The following is a 20,868-nucleotide window of genomic DNA, read 5'->3' on the forward strand; positions in this document are numbered from 1 at the left end:
ATGACGGCGACAGCGCACTTCACCGGGGACGCCGATCCGTACGGCGGCGGCGACCCGTACGCCGACTACCGCACCGCCGACTTCCCCTTCACCCACCTCGTCGACCTCGCCGACCGGCGGCTCGGCGCGGGCGTGATCGCCGCCAACGACGAGTTCTTCGCCGAGCGCGAGAACCTGCTGAAGCCCGGGCCCGCCGAGTTCGACCCGGAGCACTTCGGGCACAAGGGCAAGATCATGGACGGCTGGGAGACGCGCCGCCGCCGTGGCGTCAGCGCCGCGCAGCCGCACCCCACGGATGAGGACCACGACTGGGCGCTGGTGCGGCTCGGCGCGCCCGGAGTCGTACGCGGCATCGTCGTCGACACCGCCCACTTCCGCGGCAACTACCCGCAGGCCGTGTCCGTCGAGGCGGCCTCCGTCCCCGGCTCCCCGTCGCCCGAGGAACTCCTCGCGCCGGACGTGAAGTGGACAACGCTCGTACCCCGTACGGCCGTTGGCGGCCACGCGGCCAACGGCTTCGCGATCGACGTCGAACAGCGCGTCACGCACCTGCGGGTCAACCAGCACCCCGACGGCGGGATCGCCCGTCTCCGGGTCCACGGAGAGGTCGTCCCGGACCCCGCCTGGCTGGCAGCCCTGTCCACCTTCGACCTCGCGGCGCTGGAGAACGGCGGTCAGGTCGAGGACGCCTCCGACCGCTTCTACTCCCCGGCCACCAACACGATCCAGCCCGGCCGCTCCCGGCAGATGGACGACGGCTGGGAGACCCGCCGTCGGCGCGACAAGGGCAACGACTGGATCCGCTACCGGCTCGCCGAGCAGTCGGAGATCCGGGCCGTCGAGATAGACACCGCGTACCTCAAGGGCAACTCGGCCGGCTGGGCGAGCCTTTCGGTACGGGACGGGGGGATCGGCGCCGGGGACGGCGGCGAGTGGACCGAGATCCTGCCGCGGACCCGGTTGCAGCCCGACACGAACCACCGCTTCGTCCTGCCGGAGGCCGTACGGGCCACCCACGTCCGCATCGACATCTTCCCGGACGGCGGCATCTCACGGCTGCGGCTGTTCGGCTCACTGACGCCGGAGGGCGCGACGCGACTGGCCGCCCGCCACCGCGAGCTGGGCGGCTGACGAGGACGGGTGACTCCGGCTCCTTCCTGGTGTGCCCGAGGCAACCCGATCCAGGGCTTGTGGGACTCTGGGCGGATCGCATGTCCCGAGCAGGAGTCGAGTCGCCATGATCTTCATCGCCGTCAAGTTCACCGTCCGCAGCGCCGAGCGCGACAACTGGCTTCCGGCCGTCGAGCCCTTCACCCTCGCCACTCGCCAGGAACCGGGCAATCTGTTCTTCGAGTGGTCGTACAGCGTCGAGAATCCGGACCAGTTCGTGCTCCTGGAGGCCTTCGCGTCCCCGGAAGCGGGCGAGGCGCATGTGAAGTCCGAGCACTTCGCGGCGGCGATGGACGCGATGGCGGACCTCGTCGCCCGGACCCCGGAAATCATCAACGTCGAGGTCCCGGGCGACGGTTGGTCCCTGATGACGGAGCTCACGCCCCGCGGTGAGTGACCCGGGAGCGGTGAGCTCCGGCCGGTGAGCCGGGCAGGGTGAGGTCCCACGGGCGAATCCCGGCCTGTGAGCCGCCGCCGGTCAGAACTCCTCGTGGGACTCCGGGTCGCCGCCGAACCGCCGCCGCGGACCGGCGGAGATCCGGGCCAGTTCGTCCGCCGTCAGCTCGAAGCCGAACAGATCCAGATTCTCGCGCTGCCGCCCCGGGTCGGCGGACTTCGGGATCGGCACCGCACCGAGCTGGGTGTGCCAGCGCAGGACGGCCTGACCGGGTGTCACGCCGTGCGCCTCGGCGACGGCGACGATCTCCGGGTCCGCCAGCAGCCGGTGTCCGCGGCCCAGCGGGCTCCAGCTCTCGGTGACGATGCCCTTCGCCTCGTGCACGGCCCGCAGCTCCTCCTGTGGGAAGCGCGGATGCATCTCGATCTGGTTGACGGCGGGCAGCACACCGGTCTCCTGCTCCAGCCGCTCGACATGGGCCGCGGTGAAGTTGGAGACACCGATCGACCGCACCAGACCGTCCTTGCGGAGCTGGATCATGGCTTTCCAGGTGTCGACGTACAGATCGACCCGGGGCAGCGGCCAATGGATGAGATACAGATCCACGTGGTCGAGCCCGAGATTGCGCCGGGACTCCTCGAACGACGCCAGCGTCTTCTCGTAACCGTGGTGCCGGCCCGGGACCTTGGTGGTGACGAAGACGTCCTCCCGCGGCACGCCGCTGCGGGCGATCCCACGACCTGTGCCTGTCTCGTTGCGATAGTTGAGCGCGGTGTCGACGAGCCGGTATCCGAGGCCCAGCGCCCCGGCGACGGCCTGCTCGGCCGCGTCGTCGTCCATCGGCCAGGTGCCGAGCCCGACGGCGGGAATGGTGCGGCCGTCGTTGAGGGCGCGAGCCGGGGTCTCGATCATGATCTCCCTTTACGTTCGGAAACCTTCCTGGCCAGACTAGGACGGACGACGGTGGTCCACCCGTCCGGACGGCCACCGGCGGGAATCGGCGACGTCGACCGCTGAGACGGGTGTTCCCGCAGCCGGGGCCCGCCCGGTACCGTGATCGTTCCGCGTGTGAGCCGGTGAGGTCTCCACATCGTTTCCCGCTGTGGAGAATCAGGAGAACCAGGTGTCCGCTGTCGCCCTGCCCGCCCTCGCACCACCGCGCCGGGCCTGGCTCACCGATCTGCCCGTGCTGCTCGTCGCGGTCGTCTGGGGCGCCAGCTATCTCGCGGCCAAGGGCATCACCACGACGTCCACCGTCGTCGCGGTCCTCGTCCTGCGCTTCGTCATCGTGCTGCCCGTGCTGGCCGTCGCCGGGTGGCGCCGGCTGCGGGCGCTCAGCGCGGCGCAGTGGTGCGGCGCCGGTCTGCTGGGGCTGGTCCTCAGCGGGATCTTCCTGGTGGAGACGTACGGCGTCGTGCACACCTCGGCGACCAACGCCGGACTCATCATCAGCCTGACGATGATCTTCACGCCACTTGCCGAGGCCGCGGTGACCGGGGTCCGGCCGACCGGAGCGTTCCTCGCCGCCGCCGCACTGTCCGTCGCCGGTGTCGTGCTGCTGACCCAGGGCGGCGGTTTCACCAGCCCGTCGGTGGGCGATCTGCTGATGTTGGTGGCGGCCCTCGCCCGCACCCTGCATGTGCTGATGATGGCCCGCATCAAGTCCGTCCAGGCGGCGGACTCGCTGTCGTTGACCACCGTGCAGCTCGGCAGCGCGGTCGCCGTCTTCGCCGTGCTCGCCGCCGTTCCCGGCACCGGGGAGTCGCCCTGGACGGCGGCTGCGGGGTTCGGCGTCCGGGAGTGGGGCGGGCTGCTGTTCCTCTCTGTCTTCTGCACGCTGTTCGCCTTCTTCGTGCAGATGTGGTCGGTACGCCGCACCTCGCCGTCCCGGGTCAGTCTGCTGCTCGGTACGGAACCGCTGTGGGCAGCCGCCGCGGGCATCGCGATCGGCGGCGAACGGCTCTCCGCCCTCGGCGTACTGGGCGCGGTGCTCGTCCTGGCCGGGACCGGCTGGGGGCGGCGCGCGGCAACGCCCGCCGCTGCTTGAGCCGCCTACTCCTTGAGCCGGTCCGCTGCCACCATGACAGCGGCGCCCGTCATCACCAGCACGATGTTGACGAACACCGCGTACCCGCCGAGGAACTCCAGTCTCCGCACCACCGCCCAGAGCCGGAACCAGCCCGTCCATTCGTGGAGCAGCCCGGCGATGCCCTGGATGAAGACGATGAAGCCGACCGACTCGCAGAGTTTCTTCATCCCGTGAGCCTCCCGCGCACGGTCCCACCGCCGCGTCGGCCGCCGGTCTGCCCCGCTGCGACTTAAGTCTCCGGTCCGGTGCTACCGAAGTCTCCGGTCCCGCGACTTCGGTGGCCTCCCGCGCCCGTACGGCCGGTACCAGCCCGCCACCTGAGTAGTTTTGTCGATATGACGCGCACGGAGTACCCCTGGCTGCTGCCCTCGGCGATGGCCGATCCCGAGCTGCCCGGTGACCAGGGCCGCAGGGCGCGCCGTACGGTAAGGGACTGGGTCGTCGACATCACGGCCTTCCTCTGCGCGGCGGCGATCGGCGTGGCCGCGGCCGGCGCCATCGACGCCGACCGCACCACCCCCGACGGCGTCGTCTTCATCGACTCGCTGATCGGCGCCGCGGCCTGCTGCGCCCTGTGGACACGGCGGCGGTGGCCGGTCGGCCTGGCTGTGACCCTGACACTGCTCTCCGTCGTCGAACCGGTAGCCGCCGGGGCCTTGCTCGTGGCGCTGTTCAGCGTGGCGGTGCACCGGCCGTTCAGACCGGTGGCCGCCGTCGGCGTGCTCGCCCTGGCCATCGCGCCCGTACAGCCGTATCTGCGCCCCGACCCGGCGACGTCGTTCCTCGCATCCACGGTCGTCGGCGTGCTGCTGGTCCTGCTGGTGCTGAGCTGGGGCATGGTCGTACGGTCCAGACGCCAGCTCGTCGTCACGCTTCGCGAGCGTGCCCGCCGGGCCGAGGCGGAGGCCGGGCTCCGTGCCGAGCAGGCCCAGCGGCTGGCCCGCGAGGCCATCGCGCGGGAGATGCACGATGTGCTCGCCCACCGGCTGACCCTCCTCAGCGTCCACGCGGGCGCCCTCGAATTCCGCCCCGACGCGCCACCGGCCGAGGTCGCCCGGGCCGCTGGGGTCATCCGGGACAGCGCACACGAGGCGCTCCAGGACCTCCGCGAGATCATCGGCGTCCTCCGGAGCCCCGGCGACGGCGACAACGGGGACGGCAACCGGCCGCAGCCCACCCTCGCCACCCTGGACGCACTGATCGCCGAATCCCGTCTGGCGGGGATGAAGGTCACCCTCGACAACCGCGTCGCCGACCCGGTCACCGCCCCCGCCGCCACCGGCCGCACCGTGTACCGCATCGCCCAGGAGGGCCTGACCAACGCCCGTAAGCACGCCCCCGGCACCGAGGTCACCGTCACCGTCACCGGCGGACCGGGCGACGGACTCACCATCGAGGTACGCAACCCGGCACCCGTCGAACCGTTCGAGCGGGTCCCCGGCTCCGGCCAGGGCCTCATCGGCCTGACCGAGCGCGCCACCCTCGCGGGCGGCCGCCTCGACCACGGCCCGGAAGCCGACGGCGGCTTCGTCGTCCGGGCCTGGCTACCGTGGTCCTCATGACCACCCCCAGGGATCCCGTGGCGCCCCCCGTCCGGCTGCTCATCGTCGACGACGACCCGCTCGTACGGGCCGGGCTGACGTTCATGCTCGGCGGCGTCGACGACATCACCGTCGTGGGGGAGGGTGCGGACGGCTCCGAGGTCGCGGATCTCGTCGACCGGCACCGCCCCGATGTGGTGCTGATGGACATCAGGATGCCGACGATGGACGGGCTGACCGCGACCGAAGCGCTGCGCGGCAGACCAGACGCGCCCGAGGTCGTCGTCCTGACCACGTTCCACGCCGACGAGCAGGTGCTGCGGGCCATCCGCGCCGGAGCCGCAGGATTCGTCCTGAAGGACACCCCGCCCGCGCAGATCGTCGACTCGGTGCGACGGGTCGCGGCCGGTGACCCCGTGCTGTCGCCCGCCGTCACCCGGCAGCTCATGGCTCGTGCCGCGGGCGGCGCCGACGGCCGGCCGGCCCGGGCCGAACGGGCCCGGCAGCGGATCGCCTCCCTCGCCGAGCGGGAGCGCGAGGTCGCGGTCGCCGTCGGACGAGGCCGGTCCAACGCGGAGATCGCCGCGACCCTGTATCTCAGCGTGGCCACCGTCAAGGCCCATGTGTCGCGCATTCTCGCGAGGTTCGGCTTCAACAACCGCGTTCAGATCGCGCTGTTGGTGCACGACACGGGTCTGCTCGACGAGGAGGGCGACTCCACCGGCGACGTACGCTGATGGGGGTCGGTCCGAGCAGATCGACCGAACCGGCCGGGAGGGGGCGGACCGTGTCCGCATCGGACGTCGATCTTCGCGGGATCCAGGACTTCACCGCGAATCCGTATCCGTACTACGCGAAGATGCGCGCCGAGGGACCGGTGCACACCATCCGTACCGACGACTTCGAGCGGGTCTGGCTGATCGTCGGTTACGAGGAGGGCCGCGCGGCTCTCGCCGACCAGCGGCTCGGCAAGGACTGGCGCACGACGCCGTACGCGACGGGCGTGGGCGATCCGATCAACGCCAACATGCTGGAGATGGACGCGCCCCACCACACCCGGCTGCGCAAGCTCGTCGCCCGCGAGTTCACCGCCCGCAGGATCGAGTCACTGCGGCCGCGCGTCCAGCAGATCACCGATGAACTACTCGACGCGATGGTGCCCTCCGGGCACGGTGACCTCGTCGACGCGCTCGCCTTCCCGCTGCCCATGACGGTCATCTGCGAGCTGATCGGTGTGCCGGACCTGGACCGCAACGAGTTCCGCCGGCTGTCGAACGGCATCGTCGCCCCGAAGACGGCCCAGGAGGAGGGCGAGGCGGTCCGCTCGATGGGTGCCTATCTGGTCGAGCTCATCGAGGACAAGCGGTGCTCGCCCGGGGACGACCTGCTGAGTGCGCTGATCCGGGCGCGCGACGAGGAGGGTGACGGACTGTCGTCCGACGAACTCGTCGGGATGGCCTTCCTGCTGCTCGTCGCCGGTCACGAGACCACGGTCAACCTGATCTCCAACGGGGTACGCGCACTGCTCGCCCACCCCGATCAACTGGCCGTACTCCGCGCCGACTTCGGCTTGATCGACGGTGCGGTCGAGGAGATGCTCCGGTACGACGGGCCGGTGGAGACCGCCACCTTCCGCTTCACCCGTGAACCGGTGGGGATCGGCTCCCGGGTCATTCCGGCCGGCGAAGCGGTCCTGATCGCCCTGGCCGGAGCCGACCGTGACCCCGCCCGCTATCCGGAACCGGACCGCTTCGACATCCGCCGCGACACCCAGGGGCATCTGGCGTTCGGACACGGCATCCACTTCTGCATGGGGGCGCCGCTGGCCCGTATGGAGGGCCGGATCGCGATCCGCGCACTGCTGGAGCGGTGCCCGGATCTCGAACTCGTCCCGGACACCGGGGAGCTCGACTGGCTGCCGGGGATGCTGATCCGAGGGGTGCGACGGTTGCCGGTGCGCTGGTGAGGTAGGAAAGCGTGTCATGACCGGACTTGATTTGCAGATGGCACAGAAGGTCCTCGACAGCCAGCCGTTCAGCCGGCTCGTCGGGGCACGGATCACCGCTTTCGGGGACGGTGCGGCCACCCTCGAAGTGGATATCCGTCCGGAACTCCAGCAGCAGAACGGCTTCGTGCACGGCGGGGTGCTCTCCTACGCCGCCGACAACTCGATCACGTTTGCCGCCGGGACGACCCTCGGAGCGGCCGTACTCACCGGCGGCTTCTCGATCCAGTACATCCGGCCCGTCACCGGCCGCACCCTGATCGCCCGTGCCGTCGTCGTCCACTCCGGCCGCCGCCAGGCCGTCGTCCGATGCGACCTGTTCGCGGCCGCGGACGACGGCACGGAAACCCTGAGCGCGGTCGCCCAGGGGACCGTGCTCCCCGCCCGGAACTGAAGAGACCGTTCCACCTCAGTCGGCCGGGATCTCCGCCACCGCCACCGGCCGGTGCTCGCGCCGGGACAGCTCGCACGCCTCTGCGATGCGCAGTGCGTGCAGAGCTTCCCGGCCGTCGCACGGGTTGGCCGCCTCGCCCTGCACCACCCTTACGAACGCATGCAGTTCCGCCTCGTACGCCGGGGCGAACCGCTCCAGGAACCCCGGCCAGGGCTTGGCCGGGGCGGCGGGACCCTGTGGCTCCACCGACGTCAGCGGAGTGCGCTCGTCGAGACCGACCGCGATCTGGCCGAGCTCGCCCGCCAACTCCATCCGTACGTCGTACCCGGCGCCGTTGCACCGGGTCGCCGTAGCCGTGGCCAATGTGGCGTCGTCGAGGGTCAGCAGGGCCGCCGCCGTGTCGACATCGCCCGCCGCGCGGAACATCGCGGGCCCGGCATCCGATCCGGTGGCGTACACCTCCACCACCTCACGGCCAGTCACCCACCGCAGGATGTCGAAGTCATGGACCAGACAGTCCCGGAACAGACCACCGGAGTGCGGCAGATACGCGGCCGGTGGCGGCGCCGGATCGGACGTCACGGCCCGCACGGTGTGCAGCCTGCCCAGCGACCCGCCCCGCACTGCGGTGCGCGCCGCAGCGTACCCGGCGTCGAACCGGCGCATGAAGCCCAGCTGGAGCACGCTCCCGGCCCGCTCGACCTCGCGCAGCGCGCTCAGCGTCCCCGCAGGGTCCAGCGCGATCGGCTTCTCGCAGAACGCGGGCAGCCCCGCGCGCGCGGCCGCCCCGATCAGCTCCGCGTGCGCCGACGTGGCCGAGGCGATCACGACGGCGTCCACCCCCGCGCGCAGCACTTCGGCCACGGACCCGGCGGCTGCAGCGCCCGTCCGGGCCGCGACCGCGGCCGCCCTCGCCCCGTCGGTGTCCGTCACCACCAGCGCGTCCACCGCGGGGTGGCGGGCCAGCACACCCGCATGGAAGGAACCGATCCGGCCGGTGCCGATGAGTCCGATACGCATGGACCCAACGTGCCGTCCACCGGCTGCGCTGTCAACTATATGTCCTGACAAACGAGAGTGTGTTCGGGCGTCGGGACTCAGGGGGCAGGGCTCCCGGTCGGCTCGTCGTCCACCGCCTGGCTCTCCGGTGATGTGGCCCTGGCCACTGATCTGACGGATTGTCAAATCGACTTGGATGCCGGTGGATCGGAAAGGGAGGGGTGCTGCGACCGGCGACTTGCTCCCATTCGCCCCGGCCTGCCCCCGCTGGGCTCGTAACGATCTCCAGAAAGACTGGTACTGCGTGTGTGGGCCACATAATCTCCCGTTGCCGTCGGCAGCCGGAAGAGGCTGCCGTGACCCCTGGGGGGACCGCATGGCCATGCGCGAGCACGAAGTCGACCGCCGTACGCTGTTCAGATTCGGCCTGGGGGGAGCGGTCGCTGCGGTCGTCGGCACCGAACTGGCGCTCCCCGCCGCGGCCCAGGCGGCACCCTCGGCGGAATTCCCCTGGATCATCGACTGCGACAGCTGGGGCGCCAGGCCGCCGTCCAGCATCATCCAGATCACCGGCAACACCACCAACAAGATCATCCTGCACCACATGGCGTTCCCGAACGTCACCGACTACTCGCGCGAGCACGCCGTCCAGCTGGCCAAGGACTGCCAGGACCTGCACATGGACACCAACGGCTGGGCGGACACCGGCCAGCACTTCACCGTGAGCCGGGGCGGCTACGTCCTGGAGGGCCGTCACCGGAGTCTGGAGACCCTGGAAGCCGGGGAACACCAGGTGACCGCCGCCCACTGCCCCGGCGAGAACGGCAACGCGATCGGGATCGAGAACGAGGGCACCTACATCACGGAGACCCCGCCCGAGGCCCTCCTCGACTCGCTGGTCGAGCTGTGCACCGCCGTGTGCCGCAAGTTCGACCTGAACGCCTGGGACGTCTTCGGTCACTGGGACTTCCGCGACACCGACTGCCCGGGCATCGCCTTCTACGCGCAGTTCCCGATGATCCGCTCGCGCGTCCTCAAGGCGCTGGGTACGCCGGCCGGCGCGATACCGGAGCGCCGGTGGCCGGACATCTGGCGGTTCGTCGGCGGCCCCGTCGTCAAGGTGGCGCAGTACCTGCTCGCCGACCTCGGATACGAACTGGCCGCCGACGGCGTCTTCGGCCAGGACATGAACCCGGTCGTGAACGACTTCCAGGCGAGGAACGGCATACCGGTCGACCCGGACTGCACCTTCGACCGTGCCACCTGGGAAGCGCTCGTACCCACCCTCGGCAAGCACGCCACCGGCCTGCCCGTCGTGGCGCTTCAGGAGATGCTCGTCCGCAAGGGATACGCAGATGCCGCACCGACGGGCACGTACGACCACGGGACGATGAAAGCCGTCCAGGGCATTCAGCGACTGCACGGCCTCGTTCCCGACGGCAAGGTCGGGACGAGCACGTGGTGCGCAGTCGTCGGCGGCTCGGTACGGCAGGCGTTCCGGGTCTGAACCCGTCCGCGGCAGCAGACCGGCAGGCGTTCCGGGTCTGAACCCGTCCGCGGCAGCAGACCGGCAGGTGTGCGAAGGCCCGCCCGCGGGCCTTCGCTTCCCGGCCGGCCGTGGCGGGTCCGGTGCCCGGGCGGGTGGTCAGCCCGGTTGGCTGTTGTCCTTCAGGGTGCCCCAGCCGTGCCAGCGTTCGATCTCGATCCAGGCGCTCACCCGGTCGCGGTCCCGCATGCGGTAGTCGGTGCCCAGGTACTGACGGGCCAGCCTGTCGATGTCGGCGAGGCCCTCGTCCGGGCGTGTCTCGGCGACGCGGCCGATGATGCTGATGTGCGTGTACCAGGCCGCCTCGTCCAGCACGGTGAGAGTGACGCGCGGGTCGCGGCGGATGTGCTCCAGCCGCTTGCGGCCCTCGTCCATGTTCACCAGGACCCGGCCGTCGTCCCAGAGGTACCAGGTCGGGGTGGACACCGGCTGGCCGTCCGGGCGGAGCGTGGTGATGACGGCGGGGTTCGCCTTCTTCAGCATGGCCACGGCTTCGTCCGGCAACGGTGGCTTGGACATCTGCTCTCCCTCACATCGACCCGTCGTACGGCACCGGTGGCGCGCCCCCTGAGCACCCCACCCGCAGACTACGATCACCCCGCCCCGGTCGCCCGCCGACCCGCCCGCGATCGGGTGACCTCGTGTCGCATCTCCTGAGCAGCGTTGTCAGGACAACCGGACAACGGGACGACCTGACTACCGGTGGTCCTGACATGAGGGCTACGCTCCTGCCGTGCCCAAACCCGTCGCCGACCCCGCCGCCCTCGAACTCGGCGTGGACCGCAGCAGCCCGGTCCCGCTCTACTACCAGCTGTCCCAGCAGCTGGAGGCGGCCATCGAGCAGGGTCGCCTCGCTCCCGGCAGTCTCCTCGGCAACGAGATCGAGCTCGCGGCCCGGCTCGGCCTGTCGCGCCCCACTGTCCGCCAGGCCATCCAGTCGCTCGTCGACAAGGGCCTGATGGTCCGACGCCGCGGGGTGGGCACCCAGGTCGTCCACAGCCAGGTCAAGAGGCCCCTCGAACTGAGCAGCCTGTACGACGATCTGGAGGCGGCCGGCCAGCGCCCCGCCACCCGCGTCCTGTGCAACCGGATCGAGCCCGCCACTGCCAGGGTCGCCGCCGCCCTCGGTGTCCCGGAAGGCACCGACGTCCACCTCGTGGAGCGGCTGCGGTCCGCGCACGACGAACCGATGGCTCTGCTGCGCAACCACGTGCCGGCCGGCCTGGTCGACCTGGGCACCGAACGGCTGGAGGCCACCGGTCTCTACCGGATCATGCGGGCCGCCGGTATCACCCTGCACAGCGCGCGTCAGAATGTCGGCGCCCGCCTCGCCACGGCCGAGGAAGCCGCCCAGCTCGCCGAGCCCGAGGGTGCGCCGCTGCTGACGATGGAGCGCACCACGTACGACGACACCGGGCGGGCGGTCGAATTCGCCTCCCATGTCTACCGGGCCTCGCGCTACGCCTTCGACTTCCAGCTCCTCGTTCGCTGACGAGCGCTGCGGAGGCCCCGTTGACGACGCCGACGCACCCCGCTAGAACTCCCCAAGCCGCACTCGGGCGGCCGGGAGAGAAGGCGGACCCACCATGCGTACCCCTCGCAAGGCAGCAACCCTGATCGCCATATGCACCATCGGCCTCGCGCTCACCGCCTTGACCGGATGCAGCAGCTCCGGCGGCAAGAGCTCGGAGGACAAGCCCGGGAGCGGCAGCGGGCAGGGCGTCAGAGGCGTCTCCACACCCCGGATGAAGATCGCCATGGTCACGCACGCGGGGGAGGGCGACACCTTCTGGGACATCGTCCGCAGCGGTGCGAAGCAGGCCGCGGCCAAGGACAACGTCGAGTTCCTGTACTCCGCCGACAAGGAGGGCAAGGAACAGGCCCAGCTCGTCCAGGCCGCCATCGATCAGAAGGTCGACGGCATCGTCGTCACGCTCGCCAAACCGGAAGCCGTCAAGGCGGTCGTCGCCAAGGCGGTGAAAGCCGGCATCCCCGTCGTCACGATCAACTCGGGCGCGCAGTTCTCCACGGAGGTCGGCGCGCTCAGCCACATCGGGCAGGACGAGAAGGTCGCCGGCGAGGCCGTCGGCGAGGAACTCAACAAGCGCGGCCGCAAGAAGGCCGTCTGCGTCATCCACGAACAGGGCAATGTGTCGCTCGAGGAGCGGTGCGCCGGGGTGAAGAAGACCTTCAAGGGCGCGGTCGAGAACCTCAACGTCGAGGGCACCAACATGCCCGCCTCCACCTCCTCCATCGAGGCGAAGCTCCAGGCCGATCACGGCATCGACGCGATCGTCACCCTCGGCGCGCCGTTCGCCGCGGCCTCCGTCAAGGCCAAGGAGGGCTCCGGCTCCAAGGCCGAGGTCGACACATTCGATCTGAACGCCGAGGTCGTCAAACGCCTCAAGGCCGCGGAGGTCGGCTTCGCCGTCGACCAGCAGCCCTACCTCCAGGGCTATCTCGCCGTCGACGAACTGTGGCTCAACAAGACGAACGGCAACGTCATCGGCGGCGGCAAGCCGGTGCTCACCGGCCCGGCGATCGTCACCGCCGCCGACGTCCCGCAGCTGGAGGAGTACACCGCGCGCGGCACCCGATGACCGCCGTACGCGCCACCGCATACACCACCGTGCACACCCCCTTCCGACGCACGCGTCCCGCCCCTGCCGGGCGGCGCCGACCCGGGCTCGGGGATACTTGGCCAGCCGGACCGGGAGGCGATACCCCCAGGCGGCACCAAGCAGTACAGCGAGCAGCACAAGAAGGGCACGGCGTCGTGGCAAGGGTTCGGACAGGGGTACGTGCGATGGGTGCCGTGCTTGCGGCGGTGCTCGGGGCCTCCCTCGTGGGATGCAGCAGCACCGGTGGCAAGCGGGCGGAGGAACGCGCCGCCCGGGCCGCCGCCGAGGGCCGGTCCGCGGTGAACACACCCCGCTGGACCTTCGCCATGGTCACCCACTCGGGCGACGGCGACACCTTCTGGGACATCGTCCAGCGGGGCGCCGAGCAGGCGGCCGTCAAGGACAACATCAAGTTCCTGTACTCGCACAACGACGAGGCGCAGCAGCAGGCCCAGCTCGTCCAGGCCGCGATCGACCAGAAGGTCGACGGGCTGATCGTCTCGCTCGCCAAGCCCGACGCGATGAAGGACGTCGTCGCCAAGGCAACCAGGGCCGGGATCCCGGTGATCACGGTGAACTCGGGCTCCGCGGAGTCCAAGGCGTTCGGCGCGCTCACCCACATCGGCCAGGACGAGTCCATCGCCGGCGAGGCCGTCGGCGACGAGCTCAACGCGCGCGGCCGGAAGAAGGCCCTGTGCATCCTGCACGAGCAGGGCAACGTCGGCCACGAGCAGCGCTGCGCCGGGGCGAAGAAGGCATTCGACGGGCAGATGCAGAACCTGTACGTCGAGGGCACCAACATGCCCGACGTCCAGGCGTCCATCGAGGCGAAGCTCCAGGCGGACAAGAACATCGACGCGGTCGTCACGCTCGGCGCGCCGTTCGCGGACGCCGCCGTGAAGGCGAAGCGGACCGCAGGCTCCAAGGCCGAGATCGACACGTTCGACCTGAACGCGAAGGTCGCCACCGCATTGCAGGACAAGACCCTGGGCTTCGCCGTCGACCAGCAGCCGTACCTCCAGGGGTACGAGGCCGTCGACCTGCTCTGGCTCTACCGCTACAACCGCAACGTGCTCGGTGGCGGGCGCCCCGTCCTCACCGGCCCGCAGATCATCACCTCGAAGGACGCCGCCGAGCTGGCGGAGTACACGAACCGGGGGACCCGATGACCACGACGGAACAACCACCGGCCCCGGCGGCCGGGTCCGACGAGCGGCTGCTGCACACCTCGGCGCTGCGCAGGCTGCTCGGCCGCCCCGAACTCGGTTCGGTCGTAGGCGCCGCGGCCGTCTTCATCTTCTTCTCGATCGTCGCCGACAGCTTCCTGCGCGCCTCCAGCTTCGGCACGGTGCTGTACGCGGCGTCCACCATCGGGATCATGGCGGCGCCGGTGGCGCTGCTGATGATCGGCGGCGAGTTCGACCTGTCCGCCGGTGTCCTGGTCACCAGCTCCGCATTGGTCTCGTCGATGTTCAGCTACCAGATGACGGCCAATGTCTGGGTCGGCGTCTTCGTGTCGCTGCTGGTGACGCTGGCCGTCGGCGCGTTCAACGGGTTCATGCTGACCCGTACCAAACTGCCGAGCTTCATCATCACGCTCGGTACGTTCCTGATGCTGACCGGTCTCAATCTCGGCTTCACCAAGCTGATCAGCGGAACCGTGTCGACGAAGTCCATCGCCGACATGGAGGGCTTCGACTCGGCCCGCAAGGTCTTCGCCTCGCAGTGGACCGTCGGTGGGGTCGAGCTCAAGATCACCATCCTCTGGTGGGCGGTGCTCGTCGCGATCGCCACCTGGATCCTGCTCCGTACCCGCTTCGGCAACTGGATCTTCGCGATCGGCGGCGAGGCCGACGCGGCCCGCGCCGTCGGTGTCCCGGTGATCCGCACCAAGGTCGGGCTCTACCTCGGGGTCGCCTTCGCCGCCTGGGTCTCCGGGCAGCACCTGCTGTTCTCGTTCGACGTGGTGCAGTCCGGCGAGGGCGTCGGCAACGAGCTGACGTACATCATCGCGGCCGTCATCGGCGGCTGCCTGATCACCGGCGGCTACGGCTCCGCGATCGGCTCGGCGATCGGCGCTTTCATCTTCGGCATGACCAGCAAGGGCATCGTGTACGCGGAGTGGAACCCGGACTGGTTCAAGTTCTTCCTCGGAGCCATGCTGCTCCTGGCCACCCTGCTCAACGCATGGGTACGCAAGCGTGCGGAGGCGACGAAATGACGACCGCGGCCCCCCGGGCGCTGATCGAGCTGGACCACGTCAGCAAGTTCTACGGGAACATCAAAGCCCTCCAGGACGTCTCGCTGGAGGTCCACGCGGGCGAGATCTCCTGCGTCCTCGGCGACAACGGCGCCGGCAAGTCCACCCTCATCAAGATCATCGCAGGGCTGCACCGGCACGACGCGGGCCGGTTCCTCGTCGACGGCGAGGAGACCGCTCTGGCCAACCCGCGCGAGGCCCTGGACCGGGGCATCGCCACGGTCTACCAGGACCTGGCCGTCGTTCCGCTGATGCCCGTCTGGCGAAACTTCTTCCTCGGCTCCGAGCCGACGACGGGCGTCGGTCCGTTCAAGCGGCTCGACGTCCGGATGATGCGCGAGACGACCCGCTCCGAGCTCCTGCGCATGGGCATCGACCTGCGCGACGTCGACCAGTCGATCGGCACCCTGTCCGGCGGCGAGCGCCAGTGCGTCGCCATCGCGCGGGCCGTCTACTTCGGCGCCAAGGTCCTCGTCCTCGACGAGCCCACCGCGGCGCTCGGCGTCAAGCAGTCCGGGGTCGTGCTGAAGTACGTGGCGGCCGCCCGGGACGCCGGGCTCGGCGTGGTTCTCATCACGCACAACCCGCACCACGCCTATCTGGTCGGCGACCGGTTCGTGCTGCTCAAGCGGGGCGCCATGTCCGGCAGCCACACCAAGGACTCCATCACCCTGGACGAGCTGACCCGCCAGATGGCCGGTGGCAGCGAGCTCGAGGAGCTCAGCCACGAGCTCGAGCGGGCCCCCTCGCCGACCCACCTGGGTGGCCATCCGGTCACCGACGACACCCCGTAGGAGAGGGCGCGGGCGGGGTGCCGCGGACCCCGATCGCCCGCCCCGACGCTCCGGCAGTGGCAGAATCGAGCCCGACGGGCGCCGTCCGCCGCCGGGAGCTGACACCACCCGGTCCCCCCAGACAATGCAGGGACGATGAGCACGTACCGCGACTTCACACACCGCGGCTCCGCCCGCGCCACCGTCCTGCGGACCGTCGGGACCCGCGAGCGGCGCTCGCACCTCACGGCGCCACGGGTACCCACCGTCGGCATCGACATCGGGGGCACGAAGGTGATGGCCGGCGTCGTCGACGCCGACGGGAACATCCTCGAGCAGTTGCGCACCGAGACGCCGGACAAGTCCAAGAGCCCCAAGGTCGTCGAGGACACCATCGTCGAGCTGGTCCTCGACCTCTCCGACCGGCACGACGTGCACGCCGTCGGCATCGGCGCGGCGGGCTGGGTCGACGCCGACCGGTCCAAGGTGCTGTTCGCCCCGCACCTCGCCTGGCGCGACGAACCCCTCCGCGACGCCCTCGCCTCCCGCCTGGTCGTCCCCGTCATGGTGGACAACGACGCGAACACCGCGGCGTGGGCGGAGTGGCGGTTCGGCGCGGGCCGCGGCGAGGACCATCTCGTCATGATCACGCTCGGTACCGGCATCGGCGGCGCGATTCTGGAGGACGGTCAGGTCAAGCGCGGCAAGTACGGGGTCGCCGGTGAGTTCGGCCACATGCAGGTGGTGCCCGGCGGGCACCGCTGTCCGTGCGGCAACCGGGGCTGCTGGGAGCAGTACAGCTCCGGCAACGCCCTCGTCCGCGAGGCCCGGGAGCTGGCCGCCGCCGACTCGCCCGTCGCCCACGGCATCATCGAGCGGGTCAAGGGGAACGTCTCCGACATCACCGGGCCGCTCATCACCGAACTGGCCCGCGAGGGCGATGCGATGTGCATCGAGCTCCTCCAGGACATCGGCCAGTGGCTCGGTGTCGGCATCGCCAATCTGGCCGCCGCGCTCGACCCCTCCTGCTTCGTCATCGGAGGCGGTGTCAGCGCCGCCGACGACCTGCTGATCGGTCCCGCCAGGGACGCCTTCAAGCGCCACCTCACCGGTCGTGGCTACCGCCCCGAGGCCCGGATCGCGAAGGCGGAGCTCGGCCCGGAGGCAGGTATGGTCGGCGCCGCGGACCTGGCCCGGCTGGTCGCCCGCCGGTTCCGCCGCACCAACCGCCGTCGTGTCGAGCGGTACGAGCGGTACGCGCAGATCTACGACCAGGCCGCGAGCACCATCCGGTCGACCCGCAACACCCGTACCTCCTAGGGATCCCCAGAACATGACCACAGCAGAGCATCCCGTCCTGCCGCGCCAGTCCTCGCCGCCCGACGAGGGCGGCGGGCGGCCCCCGGAGGACCGGCGCCGGATGATCCGGCGACGCCTGATCACGGCGACCATCATCGTCCTGCTGATCGGCGTCCCGGCCGGCTATCTGCTGATCTCCGCCGGCCAGAGCCGCCGCTCCGGGCAGGACAAGGAGGCCGAGGCCTCCGCGCAGGGGCTCCGCGAGGGCTGGCCGTCCCGGATGCAGCGCCGGATCTTCGAGGTGCCGATCCCCGGCGACGCGGTGGACGTCCAGTACTACGAGACGAACAACTGGAAGGCCAGCCGGATGTACGTGCAGTTCCGTACGTCGTCCGCCGGGCTCGACCGCTTCCTGTCCCGTCTGGGCTCCGGCCGCGCGGCCCTGACCGACGGCGACGTCACCGTCGGCGCCCGCGACACCAAGATCGCGGGCTGGTACTTCGGCCAGGGCGTCGACTGGGCGGGCACCACCCACAGCAACGAGGACCCGCGCCCCACCCAGGACATCACCGTCGACATGACCGATCCGGCATCTCCTGTCGTATATGTCGTGTCTGCGGCGACCCCCTGACCGGAGGCCGACGGACCGCTCACTAACCTGGAGCGAGTGAGCGATGTGAGTGAGACGAAGACCCCGCAGCCCGCGCAGCCGTTCCCGGGCGCGCAGTCCGTACCTGCGGCGCAGCAGTTCCAGGGCCCGCAGACGCTGGAGCCGTTCCTGGGACCGCCGGCAGCGCAGCCCGGGCACACCCTGCAGCCGGTGCCGCCGCTGTCGGCCACGCAGACCGGACAGGTACCGCTGCAGCCGTCGCACGCGCAGCCGGTGCCGCCCGCCCAGCCCGTGCCCCCGCAGCCGGTGCCGCCCGCCCAGCCCCGGCCGATCCCGCAGGGATCCCGCGCACTGCCGATGCACACCCTCCAGTACCGGTTCGACGGACCGCAGGACGCCCCCGTCCTCGTCATCGGCCCCTCGCTCGGCACCACATGGCACATGTGGGACCGCCAGATACCGGAGCTCTCCCAGCACTGGCGGGTCTTCCGCTTCGACCTGCCCGGCCACGGCGGTGCCCCGGCCCACCCCGCCACATCCGTCGGCGAACTGTCCGACCGGCTGCTGGCCACCCTCGACAGCCTCGGTGTCCAGCGCTTCGGGTACGCGGGCTGCTCCATCGGCGGCGCGATCGGCGCCGACCTCGCACTGCGCCACCCGCACCGGGTCGCCGCGCTGGCCCTGGTCGCCGCCTCGCCCCGGTTCGGCAGCGCAGACGAGTTCCGCCAGCGTGGCGTGATCGTCCGCACCAACGGCCTGGAGCCGATGGCCCGCAGCGCACCGGACCAGTGGTTCACCCCCGGTTTCGCCGCGGCCCAGCCCGCCATCGTCGAGTGGGCCGTGCAGATGGTCCGCACCACCGACCCCGGCTGCTACATCGCGGCCTGCGAAGCCCTCGCCGCCTTCGACATCCGTCCCGAACTCGGCCGCATCAGCGTCCCGACCCTCGTCCTGGTCGGTGCCGAGGACCATGTCACCGGGCCGGCCGAGGCCCGTACCCTGGTCGCGGGCATCCCGGACGCCCGGCTCGCCCTGGTCCCCGGCGCCTCGCACCTCGCCCCCGTCGAGCAGCCCGGAGCCGTCACCGACCTGCTCCTCACCCACTTCTCCACGAGCTGGCAGGACACCCTCGCCGCCATCCCCGTCCCGGGTACCGGCCCCACGCTCTCCGCCCCCGTCCTGCCCATCGCGGAGATCGCGGCCGCCACAGCCGCGCCCGGCACCGTGACCGCCGGCCGCCCTGACCCGTACGACCCGGGGATGAAGGTCCGCCGCGAAGTGCTCGGCGACGCCCACGTCGACCGGGTCATGGCCGCGTCCGACGACTTCACCGGCGAGTTCCAGGAACTCGTCACGCGCTACGCCTGGGGCGAGACCTGGAGCCGGGAGGGCCTGGACCGCCGTACCCGCAGCTGCGTCACGCTCACCGCACTGGTCACCTCCGGCCATCTGGAGAGCCTCGCCCCGCATATCAGGGCCGCCCTGCGCAACGGGCTGACGCCGGCCGAGATCAAGGAAGTGCTGCTGCAGACCGCCGTGTACTGCGGCATACCGGCCGCGGGCGCCGCCTTCACCATCGCCCAGTCGGTGATTCATGAAGAAACCACGCCCCGGCCGTAGCAGGATGAGCACCATGAACGCTGCGAACCCTCTGCACCTGACCCTGACCAAGAAGACGCACTCCTGCATCCGGCTGGAGAAGGACGGGCGGACGCTCGTCATCGACCCGGGCGGCTTCTCGGAGCAGGACGCGGCACTCGGCGCCGACGCGATGCTCGTGACCCACGAGCACGCCGACCACTTCGACGAGGGCCGGCTGCGGGCCGGCCTGGAGGCCAACCCGGCCGCGGAGATCTGGACCCTGCGCAGCGTCGCGGAACAGCTGTCCGCAGCCTTCCCCGGCCGGGTGCACACCGTCGGTCACGGCGACACGTTCACCGCCGCAGGATTCGACGTACAGGTGCACGGCGAACTGCACGCGGTGATCCACCCCGACATCCCGCAGATCACCAACATCGGCTTCCTGGTGGACGGTTCGCTCTTCCACCCGGGGGACGCGTTCACCGTCCCCGACCACCCCGTCGACACGCTGATGCTCCCGGTGATGGCCCCCTGGAACAAGATCTCCGAGGTCATCGACTACGTGCGCGAGGTCAAACCGCGCCGGGCGATCGACATCCACGACGCGCTGCTCACCGATCTCGCCCGCCCGATCTACGACCGGCAGATCGGCAGCCTCGGCGGCGCCGACCACGGCCGGCTGACCCCCGGGGACTCGACCGGTCTGTGACCGGCGCCGGTCCGCCGACTGTCAGTGGGAGCCGCTAGGTTTACGTATATGCGCATCGCCACGTGGAACGTCAATTCGATCACCGCCCGCCTCCCGCGGCTGCTGGCCTGGCTGGAGAGCACCGGCACGGACGTGCTGTGCATCCAGGAGACCAAGTGCACGGCCGAGCAGTTCCCGGCGGACGCCCTGCGCGAGCTCGGCTACGAGTCCGCGGTCAACGCCACAGGCCGGTGGAACGGGGTGGCGCTGGTCTCCCGGGCCGGCCTGTCCGACGTCGTCATGGGGCTGCCCGACGGCCCCGACTACGACGGCGTGCAGGAGCCCCGGGCGATCTCCGCGACCTGCGGCCCGGTCCGCCTCTGGTCGGTGTACGTGCCGAACGGCCGCGAGATCGAGCACCCGCACTACGCCTACAAGTTGCGCTGGTTCGAGGCCCTGCAGAAGGCGGTCGCCGCGGACGCTGCGGGCTCGCAGCCGTTCGCGGTGCTGGGCGATTTCAACGTGGCCCCGACCGACGAGGACGTCTGGGACCCGGCCCTGTTCGAGGGCGCCACCCATGTCACCCCCGCCGAGCGCGCCGCCCTCGCCGCACTGCGCCAGGAGGGCCTGTCGGACGTCATGCCGCGCCCGCTCAAGTACGACCGCGCGTACACCTTCTGGGACTACCGCGAGCTGCGCTTCCCGAAGAACAAGGGCATGCGGATCGACCTGGTCTACGGCAACGCCCCGTTCACGGTGGCGGTCAGGGACAGCTACGTGGACCGCGAGGAGCGCAAGGGCAAGGGCGCGTCCGACCACGCGCCGGTGGTCGTCGACCTGGAGCTGTGACCCGTCGGCCGGTGACGAACGGCCTGGTCCTGGCGCAGAATGGCGC

Annotated in this window: 22 protein-coding genes; 18 read left to right on the forward strand and 4 right to left on the reverse strand. The window is 70.7% G+C overall.

Going from position 1 to position 20,868, the window contains the following annotated elements; genetic code table 11:
- Together alc and ACIA8E_RS04485 are read left to right on the forward strand one after the other, a co-directional pair.
- A complete protein-coding gene (gene alc, locus ACIA8E_RS04480; RefSeq protein WP_399294400.1) occupies positions 1 to 1,131 on the forward strand; it encodes an allantoicase in 1,131 nt (376 codons plus the stop codon).
- 106 nt (positions 1,132 to 1,237) lie between these two features.
- Positions 1,238 to 1,567, forward strand: coding sequence for a putative quinol monooxygenase (locus ACIA8E_RS04485; protein ID WP_399294403.1), 330 nt, complete (start codon positions 1,238 to 1,240; stop codon positions 1,565 to 1,567).
- A gap of 81 nt (positions 1,568 to 1,648) precedes the next feature.
- Here ACIA8E_RS04485 and ACIA8E_RS04490 read toward each other — a convergent pair whose 3' ends face one another.
- Positions 1,649 to 2,479 carry an aldo/keto reductase gene (locus ACIA8E_RS04490; protein WP_399294406.1) on the reverse strand — a complete coding sequence of 277 codons (831 nt, stop codon included), beginning with the start codon at positions 2,477 to 2,479 and terminating at the stop codon, positions 1,649 to 1,651.
- A gap of 211 nt (positions 2,480 to 2,690) precedes the next feature.
- Between ACIA8E_RS04490 and ACIA8E_RS04495 the strand changes: the two genes are divergently transcribed.
- Positions 2,691 to 3,614, forward strand: a complete 924-nt coding sequence (locus tag ACIA8E_RS04495; RefSeq protein WP_399294409.1) for a DMT family transporter — start codon at positions 2,691 to 2,693, stop codon at positions 3,612 to 3,614.
- A gap of 5 nt (positions 3,615 to 3,619) precedes the next feature.
- On the opposite strand, the gene ACIA8E_RS04500 is transcribed toward ACIA8E_RS04495, so the two are convergent.
- Complete coding sequence (locus ACIA8E_RS04500; protein WP_399294411.1) at positions 3,620 to 3,823, reverse strand: hypothetical protein; 204 nt, start codon at positions 3,821 to 3,823, stop codon at positions 3,620 to 3,622.
- Between the two features lie 168 nt (positions 3,824 to 3,991).
- Between ACIA8E_RS04500 and ACIA8E_RS04505 the strand changes: the two genes are divergently transcribed.
- The 4 genes from ACIA8E_RS04505 (at position 3,992) to ACIA8E_RS04520 (ending at position 7,596) form a co-directional block, all read left to right on the forward strand.
- A complete protein-coding gene (locus ACIA8E_RS04505) occupies positions 3,992 to 5,218 on the forward strand; it encodes a sensor histidine kinase (protein WP_399294414.1) in 1,227 nt (408 codons plus the stop codon).
- Positions 5,215 to 5,934: a response regulator gene (locus ACIA8E_RS04510; protein ID WP_399294417.1), complete on the forward strand. Its 720-nt coding sequence runs from the start codon at positions 5,215 to 5,217 to the stop codon at positions 5,932 to 5,934. The genes ACIA8E_RS04505 and ACIA8E_RS04510 overlap by 4 nt, the downstream gene beginning before the upstream one ends.
- Before the next feature lie 122 nt (positions 5,935 to 6,056).
- Positions 6,057 to 7,163: a cytochrome P450 gene (locus tag ACIA8E_RS04515; protein WP_399295059.1), complete on the forward strand. Its 1,107-nt coding sequence runs from the start codon at positions 6,057 to 6,059 to the stop codon at positions 7,161 to 7,163.
- Positions 7,164 to 7,179: 16 nt separating this feature from the next.
- Positions 7,180 to 7,596, forward strand: coding sequence for a PaaI family thioesterase (locus ACIA8E_RS04520; protein ID WP_399294419.1), 417 nt, complete (start codon positions 7,180 to 7,182; stop codon positions 7,594 to 7,596).
- Between the two features lie 15 nt (positions 7,597 to 7,611).
- Here ACIA8E_RS04520 and ACIA8E_RS04525 read toward each other — a convergent pair whose 3' ends face one another.
- Entirely contained in the window at positions 7,612 to 8,616 is a 1,005-nt protein-coding gene (locus ACIA8E_RS04525; RefSeq protein WP_399294422.1) for a Gfo/Idh/MocA family oxidoreductase, read from the reverse strand.
- A gap of 361 nt (positions 8,617 to 8,977) precedes the next feature.
- On the opposite strand from ACIA8E_RS04525, the gene ACIA8E_RS04530 reads away from it, so the two are divergent.
- On the forward strand, positions 8,978 to 10,102 hold the full coding sequence (locus tag ACIA8E_RS04530; RefSeq protein ID WP_399294425.1) for an N-acetylmuramoyl-L-alanine amidase: 1,125 nt from the start codon (positions 8,978 to 8,980) through the stop codon (positions 10,100 to 10,102).
- 138 nt (positions 10,103 to 10,240) lie between these two features.
- Here the strand turns inward: ACIA8E_RS04530 and ACIA8E_RS04535 are convergent, their stop codons facing one another.
- Positions 10,241 to 10,660 carry a PPOX class F420-dependent oxidoreductase gene (locus tag ACIA8E_RS04535; protein WP_399294427.1) on the reverse strand — a complete coding sequence of 140 codons (420 nt, stop codon included), beginning with the start codon at positions 10,658 to 10,660 and terminating at the stop codon, positions 10,241 to 10,243.
- Between the two features lie 214 nt (positions 10,661 to 10,874).
- On the opposite strand from ACIA8E_RS04535, the gene ACIA8E_RS04540 reads away from it, so the two are divergent.
- From ACIA8E_RS04540 to ACIA8E_RS04585, 10 genes are all read left to right on the forward strand, one after another.
- Entirely contained in the window at positions 10,875 to 11,633 is a 759-nt protein-coding gene (locus tag ACIA8E_RS04540; protein ID WP_399294430.1) for a GntR family transcriptional regulator, read from the forward strand.
- Between the two features lie 94 nt (positions 11,634 to 11,727).
- On the forward strand, positions 11,728 to 12,741 hold the full coding sequence (locus tag ACIA8E_RS04545) for a sugar ABC transporter substrate-binding protein (protein WP_399294433.1): 1,014 nt from the start codon (positions 11,728 to 11,730) through the stop codon (positions 12,739 to 12,741).
- A 206-nt stretch (positions 12,742 to 12,947) separates the two neighbouring features.
- Positions 12,948 to 13,931, forward strand: coding sequence for a sugar ABC transporter substrate-binding protein (locus tag ACIA8E_RS04550; RefSeq protein ID WP_399294436.1), 984 nt, complete (start codon positions 12,948 to 12,950; stop codon positions 13,929 to 13,931).
- Complete coding sequence (locus ACIA8E_RS04555) at positions 13,928 to 14,983, forward strand: ABC transporter permease (protein WP_399294439.1); 1,056 nt, start codon at positions 13,928 to 13,930, stop codon at positions 14,981 to 14,983. The genes ACIA8E_RS04550 and ACIA8E_RS04555 overlap by 4 nt, the downstream gene beginning before the upstream one ends.
- Entirely contained in the window at positions 14,950 to 15,816 is an 867-nt protein-coding gene (locus ACIA8E_RS04560; protein ID WP_399294442.1) for an ATP-binding cassette domain-containing protein, read from the forward strand. The genes ACIA8E_RS04555 and ACIA8E_RS04560 overlap by 34 nt, the downstream gene beginning before the upstream one ends.
- A 135-nt stretch (positions 15,817 to 15,951) precedes the next feature.
- Positions 15,952 to 17,115, forward strand: a complete 1,164-nt coding sequence (locus ACIA8E_RS04565) for an ROK family glucokinase (protein ID WP_399294444.1) — start codon at positions 15,952 to 15,954, stop codon at positions 17,113 to 17,115.
- 13 nt (positions 17,116 to 17,128) lie between these two features.
- Positions 17,129 to 17,725: a hypothetical protein gene (locus tag ACIA8E_RS04570; protein ID WP_399294446.1), complete on the forward strand. Its 597-nt coding sequence runs from the start codon at positions 17,129 to 17,131 to the stop codon at positions 17,723 to 17,725.
- 336 nt (positions 17,726 to 18,061) lie between these two features.
- A complete protein-coding gene (locus ACIA8E_RS04575) occupies positions 18,062 to 19,324 on the forward strand; it encodes an alpha/beta fold hydrolase (protein WP_399295061.1) in 1,263 nt (420 codons plus the stop codon).
- Positions 19,325 to 19,337: 13 nt separating this feature from the next.
- The gene (locus ACIA8E_RS04580; protein WP_399294449.1) at positions 19,338 to 19,994 is read left to right on the forward strand and encodes an MBL fold metallo-hydrolase; all 657 of its coding nucleotides are present in this window, start codon (positions 19,338 to 19,340) and stop codon (positions 19,992 to 19,994) included.
- A gap of 48 nt (positions 19,995 to 20,042) precedes the next feature.
- A complete protein-coding gene (locus ACIA8E_RS04585) occupies positions 20,043 to 20,822 on the forward strand; it encodes an exodeoxyribonuclease III (protein ID WP_399294452.1) in 780 nt (259 codons plus the stop codon).
- Positions 20,823 to 20,868: the final 46 nt, after the last annotated feature.

This window comes from Streptomyces sp. NPDC051664 (genome assembly GCF_044453545.1).
Lineage (GTDB): Bacteria > Actinomycetota > Actinomycetes > Streptomycetales > Streptomycetaceae > Streptomyces.

Coding starts and splice junctions, on each gene's coding strand:
- ACIA8E_RS04530 (WP_399294425.1), top strand. CDS start 8,978: ATGCGCGAGCACGAAGTCGACCGCCGTACGCTGTTCAGATTCGGCCTG.
- ACIA8E_RS04485 (WP_399294403.1), top strand. CDS start 1,238: ATGATCTTCATCGCCGTCAAGTTCACCGTCCGCAGCGCCGAGCGCGAC.
- ACIA8E_RS04550 (WP_399294436.1), top strand. CDS start 12,948: ATGGGTGCCGTGCTTGCGGCGGTGCTCGGGGCCTCCCTCGTGGGATGC.
- ACIA8E_RS04565 (WP_399294444.1), top strand. CDS start 15,952: ATGAGCACGTACCGCGACTTCACACACCGCGGCTCCGCCCGCGCCACC.
- ACIA8E_RS04555 (WP_399294439.1), top strand. CDS start 13,928: ATGACCACGACGGAACAACCACCGGCCCCGGCGGCCGGGTCCGACGAG.
- ACIA8E_RS04575 (WP_399295061.1), top strand. CDS start 18,062: ATGCACACCCTCCAGTACCGGTTCGACGGACCGCAGGACGCCCCCGTC.
- ACIA8E_RS04515 (WP_399295059.1), top strand. CDS start 6,057: ATGCGCGCCGAGGGACCGGTGCACACCATCCGTACCGACGACTTCGAG.
- ACIA8E_RS04520 (WP_399294419.1), top strand. CDS start 7,180: ATGACCGGACTTGATTTGCAGATGGCACAGAAGGTCCTCGACAGCCAG.
- ACIA8E_RS04585 (WP_399294452.1), top strand. CDS start 20,043: ATGCGCATCGCCACGTGGAACGTCAATTCGATCACCGCCCGCCTCCCG.
- ACIA8E_RS04580 (WP_399294449.1), top strand. CDS start 19,338: ATGAACGCTGCGAACCCTCTGCACCTGACCCTGACCAAGAAGACGCAC.
- ACIA8E_RS04505 (WP_399294414.1), top strand. CDS start 3,992: ATGACGCGCACGGAGTACCCCTGGCTGCTGCCCTCGGCGATGGCCGAT.
- ACIA8E_RS04560 (WP_399294442.1), top strand. CDS start 14,950: ATGGGTACGCAAGCGTGCGGAGGCGACGAAATGACGACCGCGGCCCCC.
- ACIA8E_RS04545 (WP_399294433.1), top strand. CDS start 11,728: ATGCGTACCCCTCGCAAGGCAGCAACCCTGATCGCCATATGCACCATC.
- ACIA8E_RS04490 (WP_399294406.1), bottom strand. CDS start 2,479: ATGATCGAGACCCCGGCTCGCGCCCTCAACGACGGCCGCACCATTCCC.
- ACIA8E_RS04500 (WP_399294411.1), bottom strand. CDS start 3,823: ATGAAGAAACTCTGCGAGTCGGTCGGCTTCATCGTCTTCATCCAGGGC.
- alc (WP_399294400.1), top strand. CDS start 1: ATGACGGCGACAGCGCACTTCACCGGGGACGCCGATCCGTACGGCGGC.
- ACIA8E_RS04510 (WP_399294417.1), top strand. CDS start 5,215: ATGACCACCCCCAGGGATCCCGTGGCGCCCCCCGTCCGGCTGCTCATC.
- ACIA8E_RS04525 (WP_399294422.1), bottom strand. CDS start 8,616: ATGCGTATCGGACTCATCGGCACCGGCCGGATCGGTTCCTTCCATGCG.
- ACIA8E_RS04570 (WP_399294446.1), top strand. CDS start 17,129: ATGACCACAGCAGAGCATCCCGTCCTGCCGCGCCAGTCCTCGCCGCCC.
- ACIA8E_RS04535 (WP_399294427.1), bottom strand. CDS start 10,660: ATGTCCAAGCCACCGTTGCCGGACGAAGCCGTGGCCATGCTGAAGAAG.